The sequence below is a fragment of the methane-oxidizing endosymbiont of Gigantopelta aegis genome (assembly GCF_016097405.1).
Taxonomy (GTDB): Bacteria; Pseudomonadota; Gammaproteobacteria; order Methylococcales; family Methylomonadaceae; genus Methylomarinum.
In genome coordinates this window covers 409,531-434,711 of the sequence record NZ_JAEHGD010000001.1, presented here as the reverse complement: position 1 = coordinate 434,711, position 25,181 = coordinate 409,531, and the positions used below count along the sequence as shown (strand labels likewise).

The 25,181-nt window shown below is 45.4% G+C and carries 22 protein-coding genes; 12 read left to right on the top strand and 10 right to left on the bottom strand.

Annotation, left to right across the window (positions count from 1 at the left end; translation table 11 throughout):
• Positions 1 to 82: 82 nt before the first annotated feature.
• The 8 genes from glnD to JEU20_RS02130 all read right to left on the bottom strand — a co-directional run bounded on the left by glnD (position 83) and on the right by JEU20_RS02130 (position 12,403).
• The gene (gene glnD, locus JEU20_RS02165; RefSeq protein ID WP_198243478.1) at positions 83 to 2,719 is read right to left on the bottom strand and encodes a [protein-PII] uridylyltransferase; all 2,637 of its coding nucleotides are present in this window, start codon (positions 2,717 to 2,719) and stop codon (positions 83 to 85) included.
• Positions 2,720 to 2,723: 4 nt separating this feature from the next.
• Positions 2,724 to 3,509, bottom strand: coding sequence for a type I methionyl aminopeptidase (map, locus tag JEU20_RS02160; protein ID WP_281066770.1), 786 nt, complete (start codon positions 3,507 to 3,509; stop codon positions 2,724 to 2,726).
• Positions 3,510 to 3,772: 263 nt separating this feature from the next.
• Positions 3,773 to 4,444, bottom strand: a complete 672-nt coding sequence (gene rpe, locus JEU20_RS02155; RefSeq protein ID WP_198243476.1) for a ribulose-phosphate 3-epimerase — start codon at positions 4,442 to 4,444, stop codon at positions 3,773 to 3,775.
• Positions 4,445 to 4,480: 36 nt separating this feature from the next.
• The gene (gene lpdA / locus JEU20_RS02150; RefSeq protein WP_198243475.1) at positions 4,481 to 5,902 is read right to left on the bottom strand and encodes a dihydrolipoyl dehydrogenase; all 1,422 of its coding nucleotides are present in this window, start codon (positions 5,900 to 5,902) and stop codon (positions 4,481 to 4,483) included.
• Positions 5,903 to 5,917: 15 nt separating this feature from the next.
• The gene (gene aceF, locus JEU20_RS02145) at positions 5,918 to 7,216 is read right to left on the bottom strand and encodes a dihydrolipoyllysine-residue acetyltransferase (RefSeq protein ID WP_198243474.1); all 1,299 of its coding nucleotides are present in this window, start codon (positions 7,214 to 7,216) and stop codon (positions 5,918 to 5,920) included.
• Between the two features lie 12 nt (positions 7,217 to 7,228).
• Positions 7,229 to 9,913, bottom strand: a complete 2,685-nt coding sequence (aceE, locus tag JEU20_RS02140; RefSeq protein WP_198243473.1) for a pyruvate dehydrogenase (acetyl-transferring), homodimeric type — start codon at positions 9,911 to 9,913, stop codon at positions 7,229 to 7,231.
• Between the two features lie 138 nt (positions 9,914 to 10,051).
• Positions 10,052 to 10,909, bottom strand: a complete 858-nt coding sequence (locus JEU20_RS02135) for a universal stress protein (RefSeq protein ID WP_198243472.1) — start codon at positions 10,907 to 10,909, stop codon at positions 10,052 to 10,054.
• Positions 10,910 to 12,403, bottom strand: coding sequence for a SulP family inorganic anion transporter (locus JEU20_RS02130; RefSeq protein ID WP_198243471.1), 1,494 nt, complete (start codon positions 12,401 to 12,403; stop codon positions 10,910 to 10,912).
• 85 nt (positions 12,404 to 12,488) lie between these two features.
• Between JEU20_RS02130 and hslO the strand changes: the two genes are divergently transcribed.
• Positions 12,489 to 13,364 carry an Hsp33 family molecular chaperone HslO gene (hslO, locus tag JEU20_RS02125; protein WP_198243470.1) on the top strand — a complete coding sequence of 292 codons (876 nt, stop codon included), beginning with the start codon at positions 12,489 to 12,491 and terminating at the stop codon, positions 13,362 to 13,364.
• A 9-nt stretch (positions 13,365 to 13,373) separates the two neighbouring features.
• On the top strand, positions 13,374 to 14,141 hold the full coding sequence (locus JEU20_RS02120) for a hypothetical protein (RefSeq protein ID WP_198243469.1): 768 nt from the start codon (positions 13,374 to 13,376) through the stop codon (positions 14,139 to 14,141).
• A gap of 62 nt (positions 14,142 to 14,203) precedes the next feature.
• Here the strand turns inward: JEU20_RS02120 and fae are convergent, their stop codons facing one another.
• Entirely contained in the window at positions 14,204 to 14,752 is a 549-nt protein-coding gene (fae, locus tag JEU20_RS02115) for a formaldehyde-activating enzyme (protein ID WP_198243468.1), read from the bottom strand.
• Between the two features lie 171 nt (positions 14,753 to 14,923).
• Between fae and JEU20_RS02110 the strand changes: the two genes are divergently transcribed.
• From JEU20_RS02110 to JEU20_RS02065, 10 genes are all read left to right on the top strand, one after another.
• Positions 14,924 to 15,769, top strand: a complete 846-nt coding sequence (locus JEU20_RS02110) for a radical SAM protein (RefSeq protein WP_198243467.1) — start codon at positions 14,924 to 14,926, stop codon at positions 15,767 to 15,769.
• Positions 15,770 to 15,837: 68 nt separating this feature from the next.
• A complete protein-coding gene (locus tag JEU20_RS02105; protein ID WP_198243466.1) occupies positions 15,838 to 17,004 on the top strand; it encodes a cytochrome D1 domain-containing protein in 1,167 nt (388 codons plus the stop codon).
• Positions 17,004 to 17,465, top strand: a complete 462-nt coding sequence (locus JEU20_RS02100; protein WP_198243465.1) for an Lrp/AsnC family transcriptional regulator — start codon at positions 17,004 to 17,006, stop codon at positions 17,463 to 17,465. Before JEU20_RS02105 ends, JEU20_RS02100 begins: the two co-directional genes overlap by 1 nt.
• Positions 17,458 to 17,955: a siroheme decarboxylase subunit beta gene (gene ahbB, locus JEU20_RS02095; RefSeq protein ID WP_198243464.1), complete on the top strand. Its 498-nt coding sequence runs from the start codon at positions 17,458 to 17,460 to the stop codon at positions 17,953 to 17,955. Before JEU20_RS02100 ends, ahbB (JEU20_RS02095) begins: the two co-directional genes overlap by 8 nt.
• On the top strand, positions 17,948 to 18,391 hold the full coding sequence (locus JEU20_RS02090) for an Lrp/AsnC family transcriptional regulator (RefSeq protein ID WP_198243463.1): 444 nt from the start codon (positions 17,948 to 17,950) through the stop codon (positions 18,389 to 18,391). Before ahbB (JEU20_RS02095) ends, JEU20_RS02090 begins: the two co-directional genes overlap by 8 nt.
• Entirely contained in the window at positions 18,391 to 18,861 is a 471-nt protein-coding gene (gene ahbB, locus JEU20_RS02085; protein ID WP_198243462.1) for a siroheme decarboxylase subunit beta, read from the top strand. Before JEU20_RS02090 ends, ahbB (JEU20_RS02085) begins: the two co-directional genes overlap by 1 nt.
• Positions 18,861 to 20,003 carry a heme d1 biosynthesis radical SAM protein NirJ gene (gene nirJ, locus JEU20_RS02080; RefSeq protein WP_198243461.1) on the top strand — a complete coding sequence of 381 codons (1,143 nt, stop codon included), beginning with the start codon at positions 18,861 to 18,863 and terminating at the stop codon, positions 20,001 to 20,003. The genes ahbB (JEU20_RS02085) and nirJ overlap by 1 nt, the downstream gene beginning before the upstream one ends.
• 115 nt (positions 20,004 to 20,118) lie before the next feature.
• A complete protein-coding gene (locus JEU20_RS02075; RefSeq protein ID WP_198243460.1) occupies positions 20,119 to 20,658 on the top strand; it encodes a hypothetical protein in 540 nt (179 codons plus the stop codon).
• Positions 20,655 to 22,343, top strand: a complete 1,689-nt coding sequence (locus JEU20_RS02070; RefSeq protein WP_245395057.1) for a multicopper oxidase domain-containing protein — start codon at positions 20,655 to 20,657, stop codon at positions 22,341 to 22,343. Before JEU20_RS02075 ends, JEU20_RS02070 begins: the two co-directional genes overlap by 4 nt.
• The gene (locus JEU20_RS02065; RefSeq protein WP_198243459.1) at positions 22,324 to 22,896 is read left to right on the top strand and encodes a multicopper oxidase domain-containing protein; all 573 of its coding nucleotides are present in this window, start codon (positions 22,324 to 22,326) and stop codon (positions 22,894 to 22,896) included. The genes JEU20_RS02070 and JEU20_RS02065 overlap by 20 nt, the downstream gene beginning before the upstream one ends.
• Before the next feature lie 63 nt (positions 22,897 to 22,959).
• On the opposite strand, the gene JEU20_RS02060 is transcribed toward JEU20_RS02065, so the two are convergent.
• Entirely contained in the window at positions 22,960 to 24,945 is a 1,986-nt protein-coding gene (locus JEU20_RS02060; protein ID WP_198243458.1) for a HAMP domain-containing methyl-accepting chemotaxis protein, read from the bottom strand.
• Positions 24,946 to 25,181 lie beyond the last annotated feature (236 nt).

Below are 25,181 nucleotides of genomic sequence, written 5' to 3'. Positions count from 1 at the left end.
TCAATATTCTATTCAAGAGCCATTTTATTTAAGTGGTTTGCCCATTACCTGGGTATTCGTTAAAGGAGGGCTTCACAAGGCTTTAATTTTGTTGATCCAGAATCGTGATAATGGCTTGACTGAGTTCTTGTTTGATATCTTCACGGACAATCGGCTGATCTTCTGTATCGGTCAGATAAAAAACATCTTCAACCCGACTACCGATTGTTGTGATTTTAGCGTCATGAATTTGTAAGCCAAACTGCATGAATACTTGGCTAAACAGTGTCAATAAACCACTGCGGTCGGTCGTTACAATTTCCATGACGGTATATTTATCACTGCGATCCGGTAAAAATGAAATACGTGTTTTTATCGGGAAATAGCGCGCCTGACGGGATTGGCGTTTAAAACGGTTAGGCTGGACTAATTTTTTCTGCTGCAGGTTTTTTTTCAGGGTGTTAGCGATTTGAGTTTCTCGGTAAAGATCATCAATCGCCGCGCCTGATTGCTCTAAGACCTGAAAACTGTTTAAAACGTGCTGATGGGTAGTGGTAATAATGCGTGCATCCAGAATATTCAAGCCTAACTGATCCAGGGTTGAGGCGCAGATCGAAAAAATGCCTTCATCGTTGTGTGCATAGACAAATATTTCCACACTGCCGCGTTGCGTTTGTGGGCGCAGTAAAACCAAGGGTAAATCATCCTTTTTGACGCCGGCGATGGCCAGGGTATGCCAGATGATTTCTTCGGCTGGATAACGGATGAAATAATCATCTTCCACCGCAAAATTTTCCCAGCAAGCCTGGATTTTATGCTCGGGAAAGCCTGCTTGCAGCAGACCTTTTATGGCTTCCTGCTTGTTTTGCTGGTAAATTTCCGAGCGTTCAACCGGATTATCGAGGCCGCGGTGCAAGGCATTGTGGGTGGCGATATATAAATCGCGAAGCAAGTGGTCTTTCCAGTCATTCCAGAGTTCAGGGTTGGTTGCGCGAATATCGGCGACAGTCAATAAATACAGATAATTCAGCTTTTTAATGGTTCCGACCTGGCTTGCGAATTCAAAAATGATATCCGGGTCACTGATATCTTTTTTTTGTGCGGTTATCGACATCAACAGATGATTTTTAACTAGCCAGACAATGGTATTCGTATCAGATTCACTCAACTGATGCTGTTGGCAAAATTGACGGGCAATATCTGCACCGATAATCGAGTGATTACCGTTCCGGCCTTTACCAATATCATGAAACAAACCCGCTAGATACAGCAGCTCGGGTTTTGGAATCAGCATAAAAATATTATTACAGAAGGGTAATTCATCATTATGCTTTTCTAGCGCAAAGCGTCTTAAATTGCGGATCACAAAAAGCGTATGTTCATCCGTCGTATAAATATGAAACAGGTCATATTGCATACGCGCTACGATATGTGCAAACTCGGGTAAATAGGCGCCTAAAATACCGTAGCGGTTCATGCGCCGGAGTTGATGTGTCAGGCCTTTACCTTGGGAAAAAAAACGCAAAAAAAGTTGATTGGCTTTTTTGTCATGACGAAAATCGTCATCAATGAGACTAATATTTTTTCGGATTAAACGCAGAGTACTGGCTCGGATACCTTTAATACTCGGTAACTGTTGTTGTAATAAAAAAATCTCCAGCAAGGTTAGTGGGTTTTCTTCGAAGACTTTGTTATGGCTGACCTGAACATAGCCATTAATTACTGAAAACGCCTGCGAAATAGGGATTAATTTGCGTTTTTTATGTTTGAGAATAAAGCGTTCATTGAACAACTGTAATAACATCTCGTTGAGTTGCTCAATGTTGACCACAGTTTTAAAATAAAATTGCATTAAAGCTTCAACGTCACTTTCGCCTTGTGCCGTCAAAAAACCAAATTGTTTTGCCAGGTCGCGCTGATAATCAAACAACAGGCGATCTTCACAACGACCGGTTAAAACATGAAGCGCAAAACGCAAACGCCACAGTGTATCGCGGGCATGAATCAGTTCTTCATATTCAGAGGCCAGTAAAAAACGGTATTTGACTAACTCACGTAAAGTCTTACTGTGATAATGATGTTTGAATACCCAGGAAATGATCTGCAAATCGCGAATACCACCGGGGCCTTCTTTGATATTCGGTTCAAGTTTATACGCGGTGTCATGATACTTTTCATAACGCTTTCGTTGTTCGGCCATTTTCGCCAAAAAATAATCTTCGGACGACCATAACGATTCCGCATCTAATCGTTGCCGTAATGTGCTCGCTAAACTTTGCTCGCCATCAATAAAGCGCAGCTCCATTAAGTTGGTCAGAATGGTTTGATCGTTTTGTGCTTCGCTGATTGATTGTTCCAAATTGCGGACAGCCATGCCCGGTTTCAAGCCAATATCCCACAGAAAATTATTGAACGCTGACAGGGCTTGTTTAAATGCAGCATCGGGTGGCGTCTGTACTAAAATGGCAATATCAATATCAGAAAAGGGGAAAAGTTCCTGACGTCCATAACCACCTGTGGCGATTAAACAATGCCGAGCAGCGCTGTCGGTAAAAAAATGCCGCCAACACGATACCAGTACGGTATCGATAAAATCGGAATTGGCCTTCAACAACGGATAGGGTGCTTGTTCAGGGTCAAATTGCTGCTTTAGGGTAAGCTGGTTTTGTGCAATCTTTTCGCAAAACGCTTGAGCCGGATTATCTTGTTCGAATAAATCTAAAAATATGGGCGTGACCATTGAATTAACGTTCTTCCTGGCGTAATGTCAAAATCTCATGACCGGTATCGGTGACTAGAATTGTATGTTCCCATTGGGCTGACAGGCTGCGGTCTTTGGTTACAGCCGTCCAGCCGTCTTTTAAAACTTTCATGTGGCGTTTGCCAATATTAAGCATCGGTTCAATGGTAAAAATCATACCCGCCTCAATAGTCATGCCCTCGCCGGGAGTGCCAAAATGCATCACATGGGGGTCTTCATGAAAATTTTTGCCGATGCCGTGACCACAAAATTCGCGCACGACGGAATAGCGGTTTTTTTCAGCATGGGTTTGAATCGCATGACCAATATCGCCTAAGGTGGCTCCGGGTTTGACTTGTTCAATACCTAAAAATAATGCTTCACGCGTCACATTAACCAGTCGTTGAGCATGTGGAGAGACCTTGCCTACGCAAAACATCTTGCTGGTATCACCATGATAACCGTCTTTAATCACCGTAATATCGATATTGACGATATCACCATTTTTTAATTTCTTATCACTCGGGATACCGTGACAAATCTGATTATTAATGGATGTGCAAATCGATTTTGGAAAACCGCGATAATTCAGTGGTGCTGGAATGGCCTGTTGTTCATTGACAATATAATCATGGCACAAGCGGTCAAGTTCATTTGTTGTCACGCCGGCGACGACATAAGGCTCAATCATCTCCAAAACTTCCGCCGCCAGCTTGCCAGCCACCCGCATTTTTTCGATTTCGTCCGCTGTTTTGATCAAAATACTCATATCACTTAAATAAAGGGTCAAATAACCTGTTACTATACCAGAATTAACTTTATCGTGACTTCTCTGTGCGACGATGTGTCAGGCTAATTTCTATATGAATTGATGCTTGGAGGCTAGAAACTTAATTCAGATACTGTGAGCAGCTATGGCGTGATCAAAAGATAATTGATCGTTGTAGATTTGGCTGTGTTAGTGGCTTATTTAGCATGAATAAAGGCGCTTAAATATCGCCATAGCCGTATTCCCACGCATCGCGCGAGAATACGGTTGAGAATAGTGAAGATTTATCCTGCTTTTGCGATTTCAGAACGCATATCATCGATAACTTTTTTGTAGTCAGGCTGGCCAAAAATGGCGGAACCTGCGACAAAGGTGTCGGCACCGGCTTCTTTAATGGCACGGATGTTGTCGACCTTTACGCCGCCGTCAATTTCAAGACGAATATTGAGACCACTGTCGTCGATACGTTTTCTGACCTGACGCAGTTTATCCAATGCCGATGGAATGAAGGACTGGCCGCCGAAGCCGGGGTTGACCGACATCAACAGAATCATATCCAGTTTGTCCATCACATAGTCCAGATGATCAAGCGGCGTGCCCGGGTTGAATACCAGACCGGCTTTACAGCCATTGTCTTTAATCAATTGCAATGTTCTGTCAATATGGACAGAGGCTTCCGGATGGAAGGTGATATAGCTTGCGCCGGCTTTAGCAAAATCAGGGATGATGCGGTCTACCGGTTCAATCATTAAATGTACGTCGATGGGGGCTGTGACGCCGTGTTTTCTCAGCGCATCACAGACCAAAGGCCCAATCGTTAGATTAGGGACGAAATGGTTGTCCATGACGTCGAAATGAACAACATCAGCGCCAGCGGCCAGAACGTTATCAACTTCTTCGCCTAAACGGGCAAAGTCAGCTGATAAAATTGATGGGGCAATCCAGTTTTCAGTCATTTTTTTCTCCTTAAGAGTTAGAAAAATCAGTATGCGTTATTTTTTCTTGATATAAAGATCGGTGATACTGCCAGAAATCATTTCCGCTGCAAAGGCGAAGGTTTCTGATAGTGTGGGGTGTGGATGAATAGTCAAACCCACATCTTCGGCATCCGCGCCCATTTCCAATGCCAGTGTCGCTTCGGCAATCAATTCACCAGCATTAGGGCCGACCATGCCGGCGCCAATGATACGACCCGTTTCTTTATCACATAATACTTTAGTGAGGCCTTCATTGCGACCTAAGCTTAACGCACGACCACTAGCAGCCCACGGAAAAGCGCCTTTTTCATAATCAATACCTTGTTCTTTAGCCTGGTTTTCGGTTATGCCCATCCAGGCGACTTCAGGATCGGTATAGGCTACGGAAGGAATGGTTAAGGCATCGAAGGCAGATTTTTGTCCGGAAATAACTTCGGCGGCGACTTTGCCTTCGTGTACAGCTTTGTGTGCGAGCATCGGATTGCCAACAATATCGCCGATGGCAAAAATATGTGGGATATTGGTGCGTTGCTGCTTATCGACCGGAATAAAACCGGCTTCATCAAACTTGATACCGGCTTTATCTGCACCGATTTTAAGGCCGTTCGGTCGACGACCGACCGCAATCAAAACTTTATCGAAGACTTCAGATTCAGGCGCTTTATCGCCTTCAAAGCTGACTTTAAGGCCGGCATCGGTCGGTTCGATGGCGCTGACTTTGGTTTTAAGCCAGATGTTGTCGTATTGTTTTTTTATCCGTTTTTGCAGTGGCAAAACCAAGTCTTTGTCACAGCCGGGAATGATTTGCGGCATCAGTTCCACGATACTGATTTTTGAGCCAAGGGCGTGATAGACAGTGGCCATTTCAAGGCCAATAATGCCGCCGCCGACAATCAGTAGCTTTTCTGGAATATCTTCTAACGCCAAGGCGTCGGTAGAGTCCATCAAGCGAGGATCATCATTTGGAAAAACCGGAATTCGGGTTGGGCTGGAGCCGGCGGCAATAATCGCGTTTTCAAAGGTAATGGTTTGGACGCCATCTTCGGTATTGAGGTCAAGTGTATTGGCCGATGTAAATTGACCCGTGCCTTGCAATCGGGTGATCTTGCGTTGTTTGACCAGACCGTCCAAGCCTTGATTCAATGTCTTGGTGACGCTTTCTTTAAAGTGGCGGATTTTATCCAGGTCTATTTCAGGCTTGCCAAAACTGACACCATGTGAAGCCATTTCATCGGCTTCATGAATGATTTGTGCGATATGCAGCAGTGCTTTTGATGGAATACAGCCGACATTCAAGCAAACACCGCCTAATACTGGATATTTTTCGACTAGAACGACTTGTTTACCTAAGTCAGCGGCTCGAAAGGCGGCCGTGTAGCCACCCGGGCCTCCGCCCAGTACCAGAACTTCTGCGTTAAGTGATGAATTAGCAGACATACGCTGACTCCTTATTTAAAGAATTAAACGGCGGATATCGCCGAGATAGGATTTAACCGCTTCCATAAAGCGTGCGCCTTCAGCGCCATCGATCACGCGGTGATCATAGCTCAGATCAAGTGGCAGCATTAATCGTGGAATAAACTGCTCACCATCCCAGACTGGCTGCATTTTAGCGCGGGTGACACCCAAAATAGCGACTTCCGGGGCATTGACGATCGGCGTGAAGGCGGTGCCGCCAATGCCGCCTAAGCTGGAAATTGTCATGCAGCCACCTTGCATGTCTTGTGGCATCAATCGGCCTTTACGGGCGAGAGCACTTTTTTCAGCCAGTTCTTCGGATAATTGAAAAATACCTTTTTTATCGACATCGCGAATTACCGGGACAACCAAACCATTTGGAGTATCGACAGCGATGCCAATATGGAAATAGTGTTTGAAAATCAGGCTTTCGCCATCAGCAGAAAGCGAGCTGTTAAAGGCCGGGAATTGTTTCATCGCCGCTACCAGCGCTTTCATGATGAAAACCAGCGCCGTCAGCCGGATGTCATTATTTTTATCCGCATTCGTGGCTTTCCGAAAGGCTTCCAGCTCAGTAATGTCAACCTCATCATGGTAGGTTACCATTGGCAAGTTCAGCCACACCCGAGTCATGTTTTGCCCGGTCAGCTTTTTAATTTTACTGAGGGGCTTTTCTTCGATCTCACCAAACTGGCTGAAATCAACGGCTGGAATCGGCGAGATGCCTGTGCCGGTTTTTGCACTGTCAGATTGAATCAGGCTTTTAACGAATTTTTTAACATCGTCTTTTAAAATGCGCCCCTTTCGACCACTGCCTTCGGGAATTTGATGAATATCGACGCCGAGTTCACGTGCAAACAAGCGTACACTCGGTGTCGCATGAATTTTATGCGCCGCATTGCTCATCGGTGTTAACGGAGGACGATCGCTTGTCGGCTGCGTTGCTGTTTTCACAGGCTCGGCCGCAGTCGCTGCGGGTGGTTCAGTTGGCTGAGTTTCAGGCGTTTCAACCTTGGTTTCGGTTTTTTCCTCGGTTTCCTGCGTACTGCTGGTTTCACTACTGTTTAATGTTACGACCAGCGTACCTTCGCTGACTTTATCACCCACCTTAATGTGGACTTGTTCCACAACGCCTGTGGCGCTAGCCGGCAGATCCATGGTGGCTTTGTCTGTTTCCAGAACAGCAAGTGTTTGTTCCAATTCGACCTTATCACCCGGATGCACCAGAACCTCGATAACGTCAATATTGTCAACGTTACCCAGGTCGGGCACTTTAATTTCTTGCGTTGCCATAGTCACCTTCCTTTATTTTAACCACGGCGACTGAGCGTCCGTGTCGATATTATATTTTGCCAGTGCGACCTCTACGGTGTTCGCTTCCAATTCGCCTTGTTCAACCAGGCTGTAGAGCGCAGCGACCGTGATATGATAACGATCGACTTCAAAGAATTTACGCAGGTTTTCACGCGTATCGGAGCGGCCAAAGCCATCGGTGCCCAGCACCCGATAAGGTTGCTTGATATAAGGCCTTATCTGTTCGGCAAACAGACGCATGTAGTCGGTCGCCGCAACAACCGGACCTTTGGCTTTTTCAAGACATTGGCTGACATGCGGCTGGCGCGGTTTTTCAGTGGGGTGCAGGCGATTCCAGCGTTCACAGGCCTGACCATCACGTGCCAGTTGGGTAAAGCTTGGGCAGCTCCATAAATCGGCTTCAACGCCCCAGTCTTCGCGTAACAAATCGGCCGCTTTAATCGCTTCACAGAAAATGGTGCCCGAACCCAGCAATTGAACGCGCGGCTTGTTACTGCGAATACCGCCACCTTTTTTGAACAGATACATGCCTTTCAAAATATCGTCGTTGACACCTTCAGGCATTGATGGATGTTCATAATTTTCATTCATCAGGGTGATGTAATAGAACACGTCTTCCTGATCAACATACATGCGTTGCAGACCGTGATGAATAATGACGGCCACTTCATACGCAAAGGTTGGGTCATAGCTGTAACAGTTGGGGACAGATGCTGACATTAAATGGCTATGGCCATCTTCATGTTGTAGGCCTTCACCGTTCAGGGTGGTGCGTCCAGCCGTTCCGCCCAACAGAAAGCCTCGCGTGCGTTGGTCAGCCGCGGCCCAGATTAAATCACCAACACGCTGAAAACCGAACATGGAGTAATAGATGAAGAACGGAATCATCGGTACGCCATGAGTGGAATAGGCCGTACCTGCGGCAATAAAATCACATAAGCCGCCGGCTTCGTTAATACCTTCCTGCAAGACCTGGCCATGCTGGTCCTCTTTGTAAAACAGCAATTGTTCGGCGTCTTGCGGGGTATAAAGCTGTCCGACATGAGACCATATACCAAGCTGACGGAACATACCTTCCATGCCAAAAGTTCGGGATTCATCCGGTACGATGGGCACCACGCGTTTACCGATTTGTTTATCTTTAACCAACTGATTGAGTATGCGGACAAACGCCATGGTCGTTGAGATTTCGTGGCCTTCACCTGGGCCTTCTAGCATCGCTTTAAAGGTTTCCAGTGGTGGAATTTCCAGTGGGTAGGCTTTTTCACGTCGGGCCGGAAGATAACCATCTAAATCGACCCGGCGTTGACGCAGATAGGTCAGTTCTTTGGAGTCTTCCGGCAGTTTCAGATACGGCAAATCTTCCAGTTCTTCATCACTTACCGGGAGTTGATAGCGGTCCCGGATATTACGAATGGATTCCATGCTCATTTTCTTTTGCTGATGGCTGGTATTTTGTGCCTGTCCTGACGCCCCCATGCCATAGCCTTTAATGGTTTTTGCCAGAATTACGGTCGGCTGACCTTCATGTTCAACCGCTGCTTTGTAAGCGGCAAAAACTTTCAGCGGATCGTGACCGCCCCGATTCAGCTCCCAAATGTCGCGGTCGGTGTAGTCGGCAACCAGTGCTTGAAGCTCAGGCGTGTTGAAGAATTTTTCACGCACATAAGCGCCATCTTTGGATTTGAAGGTTTGATAATCGCCATCCACGCATTCCATCATGCGTTTTACGATCAGACCGTCTTTATCTCGCGCCAATAAAGGATCCCAGCGCCGCCCCCAAATGACTTTGATGACATTCCAGCCTGCGCCACGAAAGACGCCTTCCAATTCCTGGATGATTTTACCGTTACCGCGTACCGGGCCATCTAAGCGTTGCAGGTTACAGTTAATGACGAAAACCAGATTATCCAGTTGCTCACGACCGGCCAGACCGATGGCGCCTAATGTTTCAGGTTCGTCACATTCGCCATCGCCTAAAAATGCCCAGACTTTACGGCCCTCGGTTGTTGCCATGCCGCGATCTTGCATGTAGCGCATGAATCGGGCCTGATAAATCGCCATGATGGGGCCTAAGCCCATCGAAACGGTAGGAAATTGCCAGAATTTCGGCATCAGCCAGGGATGTGGATAGGAGGATAAGCCATTGCCGCCGACTTCCTGGCGGAAATTATCCAGTTGTTCTTCGTCCAGTCGCCCTAATAGAAAGGCATGAGCGTAGGTGCCGGGTGCTGAGTGGCCTTGAATAAAAATCAAATCACCGCCGTGATTGTCGCTTGCACCATGCCAGAAATGGTTCTGGCCGACATCATATAGTGTGATAGCTGAGGCGAAACTGGCAATATGTCCGCCAACGTTGGTATGTTTATTAGCGCGTAGCACCATCATCATCGCATTCCAGCGAATATAGGATCGAATGGTGCGTTCAATATCGGTTTTACCGGGATATTTAGGCTGCTGATCGACCGGAATGGTATTGATGTAGGGTGTCGTTGCGCTGAATGGGATGTCGGTTCCGGCTTTACGCGCGGCATTGACCAGTGTTTCGATCAGATAACCTGCGCGTTCTTTACCTTCATTGGCAATAACCGATTCCAGCGCCTCAATCCATTCCCGTGTTTCTTCAGGATCGATGTCGGTGTGGGTCGAGATGTCGGTGTTTAAGCTTTTATTCATTATTCGCCCTAATGAAATTCAGTGAATGTCGAGTTAATCCTGCAATTGTAACTGTTCAGACGTATTTTTGGAAATGAACGGCAATTGCATTATGGGTGGAGAGTATAGTCAACGTGTGGTGTTATGGCTTATGGAGAATTAACGTAGCAATAATAACGGTTTTTGTGCCTTAATTAGCATTTTGTGCGTGAAACTGCCAAGTAGCATTTCATGAAAGCGGGTATGGCTGAATGCGCCCATCACAACAAGGTCGATGTTATGTTGCTGCTGATAGTCCCATAAGACGATTTCCGGTTTACCATTGAGTTGCACGGGGATCAGTTCGGCAAGTTCAGTGGCTTTGAGTTTTTCCACCGCTTTTTGCAGCAGCGTTTCATCTTTATTGACGCAAACCAGATGACAAACCCTATTTTTATAGAGCGGACTGGTCGCGACCATATCAACGGCTTTTTCGGCAGCCTTGCCGCCATCATAGGCCAGCATGATGCGTTGGGGTTGCTTGAAGGGTTGATTTACGATGAAAATCGGTTTGTGCAGTGAGCGAATGATGGCTTCCAGTTTTGCACCGATCTGCTTGGGTTGGTCTTGATGCACCTGGCCTCTTAATCCCAATACCAAAACACGAATCAATGGCTCCATTTCGATAACAGCTTCAATCAAGTCACCATGTCGTTTGGTGCAGATAGGTGCTTCGATGCCGGCAGCCTGTACTCGTTTTTTAGCCGCTTCCAATAACAGTTTCCCCTGTTTCAATTTTAATTTGCTCTGCTCGGCTTCTAACCGGGCAATTTCATCACGCAATTGTTCCTGGCTGCCGAGGCCGATATTTCCTGTGATATCGGTTTTTAATGCGGCTTCATGATGATGGTTGATGGTATGTAGCAGATTGAGCGGCGCAGCCGTTGTTTTTGCAATCCAGGCGGCGTAATCACAAACTGATTCGGTCAGCTTTGAGCCGTCGATACAGGCGATGACCTGTGGTGTTGATGTTGTCATTTAATGACCTCCCATAATTTTTTCAATATCTTCAGGTTTTTCGTGAACCCCGAATCGGTCAATGATGGTTGAACTGGCCTCGTTCAAGCCTGTGACTTCAACATCCGCCCCTTCGCGGCGAAATTTCAGAACAACTTTGTCCAGGGCATCGACGGCAGATAAATCCCAGAAATGGGCGTGGTTAAGGTCAATAATAACTTTATCGAGGGCTTCTTTAAAATCAAAGAAGCGAATAAATTTGTCGGCGGAATTAAAAAATACCTGCCCATGCACGTGATAAATACGGGTATTAGCCGGTGCGTCGAGCTCCGAATTTACATACATAAAATGACTGATTTTATTGGCAAAAAACAGCGCTGCAAATAAAACGCCAACCAAAACGCCCAGCGCTAGGTTATGGGTCCAAACTACGACGATGACGGTAGATAGCATAATAATATTTGCTGAGAGCGGATAATTTTTCAGATTGATAATAGAACTCCAGCTGAAAGTACCAATTGATACCATAATCATAACCGCAACCAGGGCAGCCATTGGAATTTGTCGTATCCATTCATCTAGAAACACCACCATAATGAGCAGAAAAACGCCGGCTACCAGAGTGGACAGGCGTCCGCGTCCCCCTGACTTTACATTGATAACCGATTGTCCGATCATGGCGCAACCTGCCATACCACCTAATAAACCGGCGCCGATATTGGCAAATCCTTGTGCTTTACATTCGCGGTTTTTGTCACTGTCGGTATCAGTTAAGTCGTCGATAATGGTGGCTGTCATCAATGACTCCAGCAAGCCGACGACGGCTAACGGCAGGGCATACGGCAAAATGATTTTCAAAGTCTCAAAGTTAAGTGGAACATCGGGCAACAAGAACATCGGCAATGTATCAGGCAATTCGCCCATATCACCAACGGTATGAATATCGATTTGCCAATAAATAGCAACGGCTGACAAGGTGATAATACATACTAGCGGCGAAGGTAGCATTTTGCCGATGATAGGAACATAGGGAAACAGGTAAATGATGCCAAGACCTGCGGCTGTCATCGCGTAAACCTGCCAGGGTGCATCGGTTAATTCGGGCAGTTGAGCCATAAATATCAAAATAGCCAAAGCATTTACAAAGCCTGTGACGACCGATTTGGCGACAAAACTCATGAGTTTTCCGAGTTTCAGATAGCCAAAAATAATTTGTATAACGCCGGTTAATAAGGTCGTCGCCAGCAGATATTGCAGGCCATGCTCTTTAACCAGCGTGACCATCAGCAATGCCATAGCGCCGGTTGCCGCTGAAATCATGCCGGGTCTGCCGCCAAGAAAGGCTGTGATGACGGCAATACAGAAGGACGCATAGAGACCGACTTTAGGATCGACCCCTGCGATGATGGAAAACGCGATGGCTTCAGGAATTAACGCCAGCGCGACGACCGTGCCGGCGAGAACATCGGCACGAACATTGCCGAGCCAGTCCTGTTTCTTTGAAAGTAATAACATAAAGGATTTCGAGCCTTGGGTATTGATTAGGGTGAAAAAAGCCGCTTATTATAGACGCAATCTTTCAAAACTTTGGTAAGAAAAAATGAAACAACAAGACCAGCTAAGGCGATTTTTGTTTGAAAATGCCGGTGTGCGGGGCGAATGGGTACGTTTGGAAAAAAGCTGGAGCCAAGCTAAACAGTATCAAAAAATTGTCAATTCGGCGGTAGAGTCTCAACTTGGCCAAGCTTTGGCGGCAGCAGTGTTATTGTCAGCAACGATCAAATTCAAAGGCGCATTGATTTTACAAGCGCAAGGGGATGGCGATTTAAAAACCTTGGTGGCGCAATCAACGCATGATCGAAAAGTGCGTGCATTAGTGCGCAGTACCGATGAAGTCAGCGGTGAAACGCTCCAACAGATGATGGGGCAAGGGCATTTGGTAATCACGATTGAATCTGAGATTGGTGAGCCGTATCAAGGCATCGTACCGCTGGAACAACCGACATTGGCCGGCTTGCTGGAAACCTATTTTAAACAATCCGAACAACTCGAAACGCGATTGTGGCTGTTTGCCAACGACACCCATGCGGCGGGGTTAATGATTCAGGAACTTCCTGACCAGGAAAACTATCAGAAAGATTGGGAACGGATTTCGGTGCTGGCGCATACCATTACTGAACAGGAAATGCTGTCGCTGGATTCTGAAGAAATATTACATCGTTTGTTCCATGAGGAACAAGTCAGAGTGTTCGAGCCTGAACCTGTGCAGTTTTATTGCTCCTGTTCTAAAGATAAAACCGCTGAAACCCTGGTGACTTTAGGCCAGGATGAATTGCAACGTCTGTTGAAAGAGCAGGGCGAGGTGACGGTGGGCTGTCAATTTTGCGGGCAGACCTATCATTTTGATCGACAGGCGCTGGAATCTTTATTAGAGAAAGTTTCGGCAACACTCGAAAACCCTGAAACACGCCATTAGGAAACCATAATGAAAAACCGGGCAGGGCGTTTGCTGCGTCTGATTTTAGTCTTTAGCCTGTTAATGTCCATGACCGGATGTTTTTACTGGGTGCGCGCCTATCAAACTTATCTGCAAATGGACGAGTTTGATGATTATTTTGCCATTCACGCCGATAAAAACTTTGTTGTCGATTTTAAAGATCCAATTCTTTATAGCGATGACTTTGTACAATTAGCCAAGCTTCGACCCAGTCAGGAAATAATGACTGAAGATGGCAAGATATTTCGCTATATCTTTCGAAAAATTGATGCTAAAGGCCATGTCATCAAACCCGAAGTTAGCTTTTATTTTGATTTAATTTTCAATAAGGACGACAGAATCAGTCACTGGGTATTTTCGTCTTTGTTTTTACAAATCGCACCACCTGCTTTTCTGGAAATGTCGTTTCGCTCTTTAGGCAGCGCCGATATCAATACCGGGGATAAACAGTTAAAAGTCGATACCAGTAAAATCAAAAAAATAGCTGCACCATTGCCTTTAAAACAAACTGTCGTGGCCCATTTAGGTGAGCCATTGAGTATTGAAGATCAGGGCGACCAGGAGATATATCTCTATCATTTTCAACTTGAGGCGCATGATATCGAAGAAGGTTATGAAGACCGGGCGTTAAGTGAATTAAAACTGACATTTGATAAAAAAACGCATGAAATGATCAAGATGGCAGGACGTTTTGCCGGTTTGAAAATATCGATAAATTACCGTAAATATCAGAAAAATAGAATGGATAAGGTATAGACGTCTGCCACAAAAAAACCCCGCAGAAGCGGGGTTTTTTGTGCTTTTAGTAAAGCAAAGGTTTAGATCTTTCCATCCAGACCCATTTGAAAATACTTATGGGTAATCTTGTCCTGGTTTTCCAATAACCAGTTGATATCCGGTGTATTGGTCATCGCTTTATGAATGGCCTGGGCCATCGCTTTACGATGGATGTCGAACAGGATTTGGTGATCTAAGTTGTCATCGGTAGCAACGCTGGGGTTTAACCAAACCGAACAGATAATCCCCAAATCATTGGCTTTTTCTTTTGGAATATCACCAGCGCGAACGGCATCGAGAACACCATTGGCGATTGCGGCTTGCACGGTACCCATCAAGATATTGGTATAGCGGTTATTGTTGACCGTGACTTTGCTGACCATCAAGGTCACAGGTCGCACCTGAATGTCGGTATTTAAAATAGCAAAAACCTTGGAGTGGCCTTTTGCTTGATCACCCGTCAGCGTTGCCAGTGCCGTGCCTACTGGGCCATCCAGTTCGCCGATAACAATTTCAGGTTCCGCCGCAGTTCCAGGAGGGCCGCCGGCAACTAATGCTTCACCCGTTCTCATAACAATTCTTTCGCTCATTTTTAAACTCCAAAAAATCTAAAACTAGTGAGTAACCACTCGAAGCTTTAAGAATATCATGTTTTGAGTCCGTTCTAAAAGTCTTTGAAGTGTGATTTGTATGTGTTGTTTAGACTTTAGACATCATGCTAAAAAATGTATGCTGTATTGAGAAAAACTTTTATCAAAAATATGAAACAATTATCTACAACCGATCATAGTCGCGATATTGCTGGGCTTAAATATATTTATCCTGTACTTTCCCGGCGCGCTGGAGGTGTGTCGATCGGCATCAACTTCAATACCAATAATGCCTGCAACTGGCATTGTGTTTATTGTCAGGTACCCGATTTACAACGTGGTGTTGCGCCATTGATTGATTTCACATTGTTAGAAAACGAATTGCATTATTTCTTTCAACATCTGCAGGCCGGTGCGTTTTACACACAATTCAATGTGCCGCAAGCTTTGCAACAGATTAAAGATATTGCCTTGTCGGGGAATGGTGAGCCGACTAGTGTGCAGGAATTCGCGCGAGCAATTGACCTGGTTGCTGAAACAGCGCTGAGTTATCAGATTCTGCCCGATTGTCATTTTGTGTTAATTACTAACGGTAGTCTCGTACATCAAAAAAATGTTCAGCAGGGTTTGCAGCGTCTGCAGCATTATGGCGGGGAAGTCTGGTTCAAGATTGATAGCGCTAGTCTGCAAGGACGGAAACAAATCAATGATTGCCGGGATGATAATGATCGGATTATTGAAAAATTACAGCGTAGCAGTCAGCTTTGTCATAGTAAGATTCAAACCTGTTTGTTCGATTATTCGAGATTCCCCTGGGATGAACAGGCGCAGCAGGATTTTGTGCGATTTTTTCAGCAGATCAAGACACAATGCAATATCCGGGAGGTAATGCTTTACACCCTGGCCAGGCCTTCTTTACAGCCTGAAGCAAAAAAGTTACGCGCTTTAACGCCAACTGAAATGAATGCGTTTGCCCAAAAAATCGAACGCTTGGGGTTTTCGGTTTCTGTCGCTTGACATGATTGCTGAATAGAATGTTTTATCTTTATGATAGGATAAATGTTTTGATTTTACGTTGACTGAAAATGTTTATCCGCAGCGTCTTTTTTATTCTGATCGCTTTTTCTTTATCTGCTGTTGCTGAGCTTCGTGCGACGGGCGATTTGGGCGTCGTTATCGAAAGGGCGCAGGGCAGCGTGTTACTGGTCAATACGAGTCGCCGGGAAATTCTGGCGAAAATTGAGGGTCTAGGCGATTTATCCCATGCATCGGTCGTTTTCTCCCGAGATCAACGCTATGCCTATGTGTTTGGGCGCGATGGCGGGTTGACCAAAATCGATTTATTGCAAAATAAAATCAAAAAACGCATTGTACAGGCCAAAAACAGTATTGGCGGGGCTATTTCGCAGGATGGTCACTTGATTGCGGTGTCTAATTATGCGCCTGGTGGCGTCAAGGTTTTTTCCAGCGAAACCTTGGAATTGTTGGCCGATATTCCAGCTATAGATGAACAGGGTAAGTCGTCACGTGTGGTTGGGTTAGTCGATATACCGGGGCAGGGGTTTGCCTTCAGCCTGTTTGATGCGGGAGAAATATGGCTATTGAATGTGCAGGATATCAAACACCCTGTTGTACACAAATTCAAAGGCATCGGTCGTAAACCTTATGATGCCTTGTTATCGGAAAATGGTCGTTACTATATTGCCGGTTTGTTTGGCGAGCCGGGTTTGGCGTTACTAGATTTATGGCAGACAGAGCAGGGCGTTAAACGCTTGCTGCCGGATTTTGCTAAAAATGACGACAAGCTGCCGGTGTATAAAATGCCGCACCTGGAAGGTTGGGCCGATACTGGCAATCTGTTGTTTTTACCAGCAATTGGTCAGCATGAAGTTTGGGTGGTTGATAAGCAAAGCTGGCAGTTGATTAAAACTATTCCAGTCCTGGGACAGCCTGTTTTTGTCATGGCGCGCCCCGATGGGCGACATATTTGGGTTAATTTTGCGTTTCCGGATAATGCACATATTCAGGTGATTGATGTTAAGGATTTTTCCATTATTAAACATTTACAGCCGGGCAAGGCTGTTTTGCATATGGAGTTTACCCCACGAGGAGAGCAGGTTTGGATATCTGTCCGTGATGATAATCAGTTGGTCGTTTATGATACAGCCAGTTTTAAAGAATTAGTCCGCTTGCCGGCTGCAAAGCCAAGTGGCATTTTTTTTACCTCACGCGCTTATCAGATGGGCTTGTAATGGCCTTAACCCCACTCGAAAAACAACTGCTGAATGATTTTCAGCATGATTTTCCCTTGGAACCCCGACCATACCGAGCCATTGCCGAGCGGCTAGGTGTCAGTGAGCAAGCTGTGTTGGAGGCAATGCAGGCATTGGATGATCAAAAACTGATTCATCGTATCGGCAGCGTGATTCAAGTCAATAAAATCGGCAAAAGCATGCTGGCCGCAATGGCCGTGCCAACATCGGTATTAACGGAGGTCGCTGAAACAATCAATCAGTTTCAGGAAGTCAATCATAATTATGAACGGGAAAACAAGCTGAATCTGTGGTTTGTGTTGATTGGTGAAAATCAGGCTCACCTGGATGCGGTTATTGCGGATATTGAACAGCAAACGGGTTTCCCTGTGCTGCAATTTCCGCTGCTGAAAGACTATTTTATCGACCTGGGCTTTGAATTGGACTTGAGCGATGGATGAGCAGGATTATCAATTACTGGAGTTGTTACAACAAGGCTTGCCGGTATGCCCTGAGCCTTATGCGCAATTGGCCGAAACTTTGGCGCTTTCCGAACAGGCTTTGCTCGAACGTATTCAGCATTTGAAGCAGATTGGCGTTATCAAGCGCTTTGGGGTTATCGTCAACCATCGTTTACTGGGCTATCGTGCTAATGCGATGATTGTCTGGAATGTACCGGATGCAAAAGTCGAGACGATAGGGCAGGCGCTCAGTCAGATTCAGTATGTTTCTTTATGCTATCAAAGGCCGCGTAAACCGGGCATCTGGCCTTATAATCTCTATTGTATGGTATATGGTAAAGATCGGAGTACGGTATTGCAGCAGATTGATGAATTGATCGGGCGCTGTCAATTAGAGGATTTTTCTTATCAGATTTTGTTTAGTACGCGCTGTTTTAAGCAACGGGGTGCCTTATATCCTGTTTTGCAAACGGAAAAGACTGATGGATAAACAGGATAAAGCGATCATCAATTTGTTACAGGACGATTTTCCAATTTGTGATGCACCGTACAAAAAAGTGGCGGAACGGCTGGGCATCGGTGTGGATGAGCTATTGCAACGCTTGGAAAGCCTGCTGCAAACAGGTGTGCTGAGTCGATTCGGGCCGATGTTTCATGCTGAAAAAATGGGCGGCGGTTTGACCTTGGCGGCCATGCAGGTTCCCGAGCAGCGTTTCGATGAGGTTGCCGAAATGGTCAATGCCTTTCCTGAAGTCGCACATAATTACGCCCGTCAACACCACTTTAATATGTGGTTTGTCCTGGCTACGGAAAGTCCTGAACAGATTCAGCGCATATTAGAGGAAATCAGTGAAAAAACAGGGCTTAAGGTGTATGACATGCCTAAGAAGAAAGAATATTTCGTCGGCCTCAGGCTTCCCGTGTAATGGATAGTTTGGACAGACAAATCATCAAATTGACTCAGGCCGGTTTACCCTTGATGCCAGAGCCTTATCAATGGCTGGCTCAGCAACTGGATATTTCAGCCGAACAGCTGATGCGACGGCTTGAAAAGATGAAAAACGATGGCATTATTCGCCGTATCGCCGCTGTGCCGAATCATTATAAATTGGGCTATCGTTTCAATGGTATGTCGGTTTGGAATATCGAGGATGCGCATATCGATCGCTTAGGTGAGCGTATCGGGCGACTGGACTTTGTCAGTCATTGTTATCAACGCCCTCGCCATTTACCGGAATGGCCGTATAATTTTTTCGCCATGGTGCATAGCACCGAACAATCCGGCGTTGAACGACAAGTCGCTGAAATCGCCGCCTTACTGGGGGATTATAATCGTGGACATGAAATCCTTTATAGTACGCGCATCTTGAAAAAAACCGGGCTGAGGATACGCTGATGTTTCGGTTAAGCCATTATATACGCGAATTGTTGCAGCCAACGCCACTAAAACCTGCCCGTAAACCCAAAGCGCCTGTCGTTATCTGGAATCTGATCCGGCGTTGTAATTTAACCTGCAAACATTGCTACACCACCTCGGCCGATATTGATTTTCCCGGCGAACTGAGTCTTGACGAAATTTATCAGGTCATGGATGACTTGCACGATTTTCAGGTGCCGGTACTGATTTTATCCGGGGGTGAGCCGCTGTTACATCCGCATATTTTTGCCATTTCCAAACGCGCCAAATCCATGGGCTTTTATGTTGCCTTATCCAGCAATGGCACATTGATCAATACGCAGAATATTGAACGTATTGCCGAGATAGGTTATCAATATATCGGTATCAGTCTCGATGGTATCGGTGCTACCCATGATCAGTTTCGCCAGAAGGAAGGTTCATTCAAGGCGGCCATGGCGGGTATTCGCTTGTGTCGTGAACACGGTATTAAAGCAGGCGTTCGGTTTACCTTGACACAGGATAATGCGGATGACTTTCAGGCCATTTTGCAGTTGGTTGAACAGGAACAGATTGATAAATTTTATTTATCACATTTAAATTATGGGGGACGGGGTAATCGAAACCGTAAGGATGATGCCTTTTTCAATATGACCCGCGAGGTGATGGATCTGTTGTTTGAAACAGGTTTACGCTGGGAACAGCAGGGCCTACACAAGGAGATTGTGACTGGTAATAATGATGCGGATGCGGTTTATTTTTTACATTGGGTGCACCGAAAATTTCCACAGCAGGCACAAGTTATGCAACAACGTTTGCAGCAGTGGGGCGGCAATGCCTCCGGTGTCAATGTGGCCAATATCGATAATCTAGGACATGTGCACCCCGATACATTTTGGTGGCATTATGATCTGGGCAATGTCAAACAACGGCCATTTTCTGAAATCTGGCAAGATTTGTCCGATCCTTTGATAGCCGGTTTGAAAGCCTCACCCCGCCCACTTAAAGGTCGTTGTAGCACGTGCGCCTGGCAAGCCATTTGTAATGGTAATACCCGAGTACGTGCGGAGCAGGTTTATGGTGACCCGTGGCAGGAAGATCCAGGCTGTTATTTAACCGAAGCGGAAATTTCAGATTTATGATAAAGAATATTAGAATATAATAAAAATACTAGGATGGGCGCGACAGCGAAACCCATCTTAACTTGTAAAGACTTAAACGCATCGTTTTAGTCTATAAAAATAAAGAGGAAGGACAATGAAAAAACAATCCACATTTTTTTTACTTAGTTTGATGGTATTTGTGCTTGCGGCCTGTGGTGGTGATGAAAAATCCAGCGCTATGAAAGCCTACACGCAGACAAAAGCACAGGTTTTTAAACAAAAAGCTACATTATCCGGCAAAGTCAGCAATGAAAAAGGCTTGATAAAATCTGGCACCATTAAGGCAGTTGATTTAAAAGGCAATGTACTGGCCAGTACCGAGGTCAAGAATGATGGCCAATATACGATTGATATTCCTGCGGGTACGGTATTACCGATTGAATTGAAATATTATCCCGATGTAAATACCCAGGATGCAGAGGAAATGATCTCAGTTGTCGCCTATGCTTCGATGACAGGCTACGACATCAATGATTTAACCACCCGCATTGCTAAAAAAGCTAAGGAATTAGGGGGTTATAGCCACCGCAATATAGTATTAGCTTCGGAAAGTATGGTGCATGTACCTGACGCGAATAAAACATCAACCGGTTTTCGCGGTGATCCGACCAAGCAATATGGAGGCTGGCATTGATTTTTAAACGATTCGGTGCCGTATTCGGATTAACGGGATTGCTGAGCCTGGTTTCTGTCGCACAGGCCGGCTATACCGCCCCCCCTGAAAATGCGGAAACATTTCTGGGTAAGGTCGAGCCTTTTTGTCCAGAATCAGCCAATGCAGAATGGCGTAAGAGTTTTACTATCGAAGGTGTCGAGATTGCGGCATCGCCGGTATGTCAGGCCGATAATCCTTATGCGGTAGCCACATTTGTTAAAGGTACCAACAATATTTCCATGGCGACCTTGATGAAAACACATCTCGCAGAAGATGCGTTAATTAAAAAAAACGACATCGATGGTGACGGCGACCCGGATGAAATTCATATTCGCTTAGAAGTCATCGAACTGAATGGTTATTCGCCGGATCTAGGCAAGCCTGTGGCAACCTTTGACATTGCGCCAGGCATTCAGCCAGGCCTGTGGGTGTTTGCGCCCAAAAGCCGAGGCATGTCGACCTTAAGTTTTGCCAGTATCGTCGCCAATCCGTTATTACGCGCACCCTCGCCGACGATTCGGGTGGAGCAGGGGGATAAAGTGATCGTCACGCTGGAAAATTCGCATTATTTTCCACACAGCATTCATTTTCATGGCGTGGATCATCCGTTTCAACGTGCCGATGGCCAAGGAAATGATGGTGTGCCACAAACCAGTAACAAACTGATAATGCCGGGGCATATTTTTAGCTATGAACTGCAACCAAGGCAATCGGGCAGTATGATTTATCATTGTCATGTTCAGGCGCATACACATATTTTGATGGGCTTGATCGGTCTGTTTGTGGTGGAGGAGAACAAACCTAATAATTGGGTGCAAACCTTCAATATCGGTGCCGGTAAAGTGCGGCATCCATCAAAAGCTGTGCGTGAAGAATACAGCCAGGAATACGATCTGGTCTATCAAGATTTGGATCAGCAGCTTAATGAGCGGATTCAGCAACACAATGATACACGTTTGCTGGCAAAATCGATTAATCGCGATTACAACATTACCCAAAGAACGGCAGAGTTTTTTATTTTGAATGGTCGTTCGTTTCCCTATACCTTGCGTGAATCGTTAGTCGTGCTGGAACCGGATGAAAAAGTAAAACTTAGAGTTTTTAACGCCGGTGAAGAGCCGTTGGCATTGCATATGCACGGATTTAAACCGACTATCACGCATCTCGATGGTGTGAAGCTAACAGAAAAGCAACGTATCCAGCGTGATGTTTTTACGCTAGGCGCGGCGCAACGGGCAGATTTATCGCTGTATGCACATAATGATGGGCTGAACAATATGGGGGCCGGCATCTGGACCTATCATGATCACCATGAAAAAGCGGTGACGACCAATGGCATTTATCCCGGTGGCCACATCAGTAGTGTAGTGTTCAGATCGTTTCTAGGCGAAAACGGCATGCCGAAGTTGCAGGGCGTGGATGTATCGCCGTTTTTTACTCAAGAGTTTTATCAGAAAAAATATCCTGTCTGGATGCAATCGGATAAAAACGGCTTTTACGCGGCGATAAAGCACAACAACGCAGCGAAAAAATCAGGCTTTTCCTGGCCAAAACTCGATCCGTTACAACTGAGTATTTTAGCACTCCAGATCTTGGTGCTGATTTATATGATTGTGCTGTTAAAACGCTTACAGAAAAAACAACATGAAAAAACTATGGATTAAGCTGTTACCGCTTATGTTTTCTTCATTCGCCGTGGCGGAAAATTCGATGCACGCCCATCATCATGGGATGGCGATGCACATGGATATGGAAGGGATGGTGATGAATGAAAACAAGGACCAATTGCCCAAAGATTGCCCAAAGATCAGTGAGGATGTGACAATCACAGTGAAAGCGGGCACCCAGTTTGCCAAGGCGTATCCTGGTACGGTATTTGGCTATGATGCACACGAATGGAAAGTGAAGCCGTGTAGCCGAATCAGGGTAACTTTTGAAAACACCGATGAAATTCGTCATCAATGGATGGTGCATGGTTTGCCGAAGTATTTATACCCTGAAGGCATGTTTCATATTGAGGTCAATGGGAAATTTAGTAAAACAGGCACCTTTATCGTTCCCAGCACACCCTTTACCTACCTTGTGCATTGCGATATTGCACAACATACTGAAAAAGGCATGAAGGCACAGCTGGTAGTAGGCTCCGGTACTAAAGATAAACCTGTATTACCCGGTATTCCAGGAATTTCGGCACCTAAGTTTCCGGATAACTATTGATAAACAACCGCCATTCAAATCGAATGGCGGTTGTTTATTGTAATAAGCTACTGATCAAATTGTTTAAACTCTGAAGCGCTCTATCGCTTGTTTCAATTCTTTAGCCATTTGATTGAGCTTATGGGTTGCAGAAGCTGTCTTATCGGCATCGACAACACCTTCCTCGGTAATTTGGTTGATGGTGATGATGCGTTGATTGATTTCTTCGGCAACCGCCGTTTGTTCTTTTGAGGCGGTTGCAATCTGCATATTCATTTCATTGATGGTTGAAATGGCAGTCGTGATCGCGGTAAGTGCGTTACCTGATTTAGTGGCCTGATCGACACTTTTAGCGGCCGTTTCCTGGCTACTTTGCATTGCTTTAACCGCTTGTTTGGCACCGCATTGCAGTTTTTCAATCATATTCTGGATTTCATCGGTCGATTTTTGGGTTCTGCTGGCCAGTGTTCTGACTTCATCGGCAACAACAGCAAATCCGCGTCCGTGTTCACCGGCTCTGGCCGCTTCAATTGCAGCATTGAGCGCCAGCAGATTGGTTTGCTCGGAGACATTCCGAATCACTTCCAGGATACTGCTGATATCACCGACATCATTTTCCAGTTGGGCGATGACTTGGGAAGCTTGCGTGATCTCATTATCCAACGAATGGATAAAATTTACGGCTTCAGAAACCACTCGCCCACCTTCCTGGGCTTGTCGATCGGCTTCTGTTGCCGATTCAGCCGCCTGCGCTGCATTTTTTGACACTTCTACAACCGTCGCTGCCATTTCAGTCATGGCGGTTGCCACTTGTTCCGTGTTTTCTTTTTGTTTTTGGATGTTTGTGGTTGTTTTGTTGACAGCTTCATCTAATGTTGTTGAATACTGCGTCAGGGCATCCGCATTAATATTCACTTGTTGTAATAGGTTTTGCAGGCTTGATGAGGCTTGGTCAAAATTCTGTGCCATGATGCCAATTTCATCAGTGGGTTTGAAGTGAGTTCGAGCCGTTAAATCTCCCGCACCTAAGCGTTTTGAAAAATCAGATAGCGCATTAATGGAAGCAATAATGTTTTTAGGTAAGGTAATAGCTAGGGCACCGCCAATGAGAGAGCCAAATAGCAGGGCAATTAAAATAGTGATATTGGCTTTGTTGACTAATGCTATGGTTTGCTGTCCGACTTCACGCGCTTTTGTCCAGCCATCGTTTTCGGCAGCGGCTGCAGATTCTCGTGCTTGTGCCGCAATCGAATCCATTTGGCTGATAATGCTTTTGAGTTGGTCGTCGTTATGTATCCATTGTGCGGCAGCTTGAGCATATTTTTTCGTAGCCTCACGCGCAATTGCAATTCGGTTGAGATTCGATTGTTTTCGGGTGATGCGTTCGAGTTTGTCATACAGCGTCATTAAAGCCGGCAGTTCTGTTTGCATTTGTTTGTAAAACTGTCGGTTTTTATGCAAACGTTCCTGTTTTTCATGTTGAATGATGGTATAGGCCAACGATTTTATTTTGTTAACCAAAATATATTTTTGTACTTTGTCATTCAATGTTTCAGCCGGAGCGTTGTTTCTTAACAGCATGGTATATTGCCGTTCTTGCTCTAAGGCGAATGCGTCGGCTTCGGCAAGAACCTGTTTGCCGGTATTGGCCATAACTTGAGCTGCACGTTGGTTATCTTTTAGGCTAGCAACGCCTTGATCATATAAGGTGCGGAAGTCAGCGACATTTTTTCGAACTGAAGCTGATTGAGCCAATAAGGGTTGATCGTTGAATTGTCGGGCCAGTTGATCGACCGCATCAAGGTCATGATCCATTTCGTCTAAAACTTGTTTGGCCCGTTGGTAGGTTTCAGGTTTTTCATATAATAGATAATTTAATTGTTCTATCGTGGCATCATAAGCGCCAGCATGGACATCTACGGCTAATTTAACAGCAGGTATTTTCCAGTTGACGATAGTGTCGATGTCTTTATGCAGCCAATTGATCGACTGCCAGGTCAGAAACCCAAAGGTTAATAAAATAAAAACTTGGCTGGAAAAGCCAGCAATGAGTTTATTACGGATTGTCATGCATGCTACCTTTATATGTGAAATCTAATAACCGATATATCAGTTAAATCGGATAGCTTAAGTATAGCGGGGGATTATTTTTTGGAGTGAAAAATACGGAAGTTATTGGCTATTTTCTTTAGGCTTTGTTGCATAATTAAGTGGTCAGCAGAAAGTCACGTTGCATTAAATTCATTCACAATTCCTGTCTGCCTTAATGACATGGATTATGAAATTTGACTAACACAGCATAATTT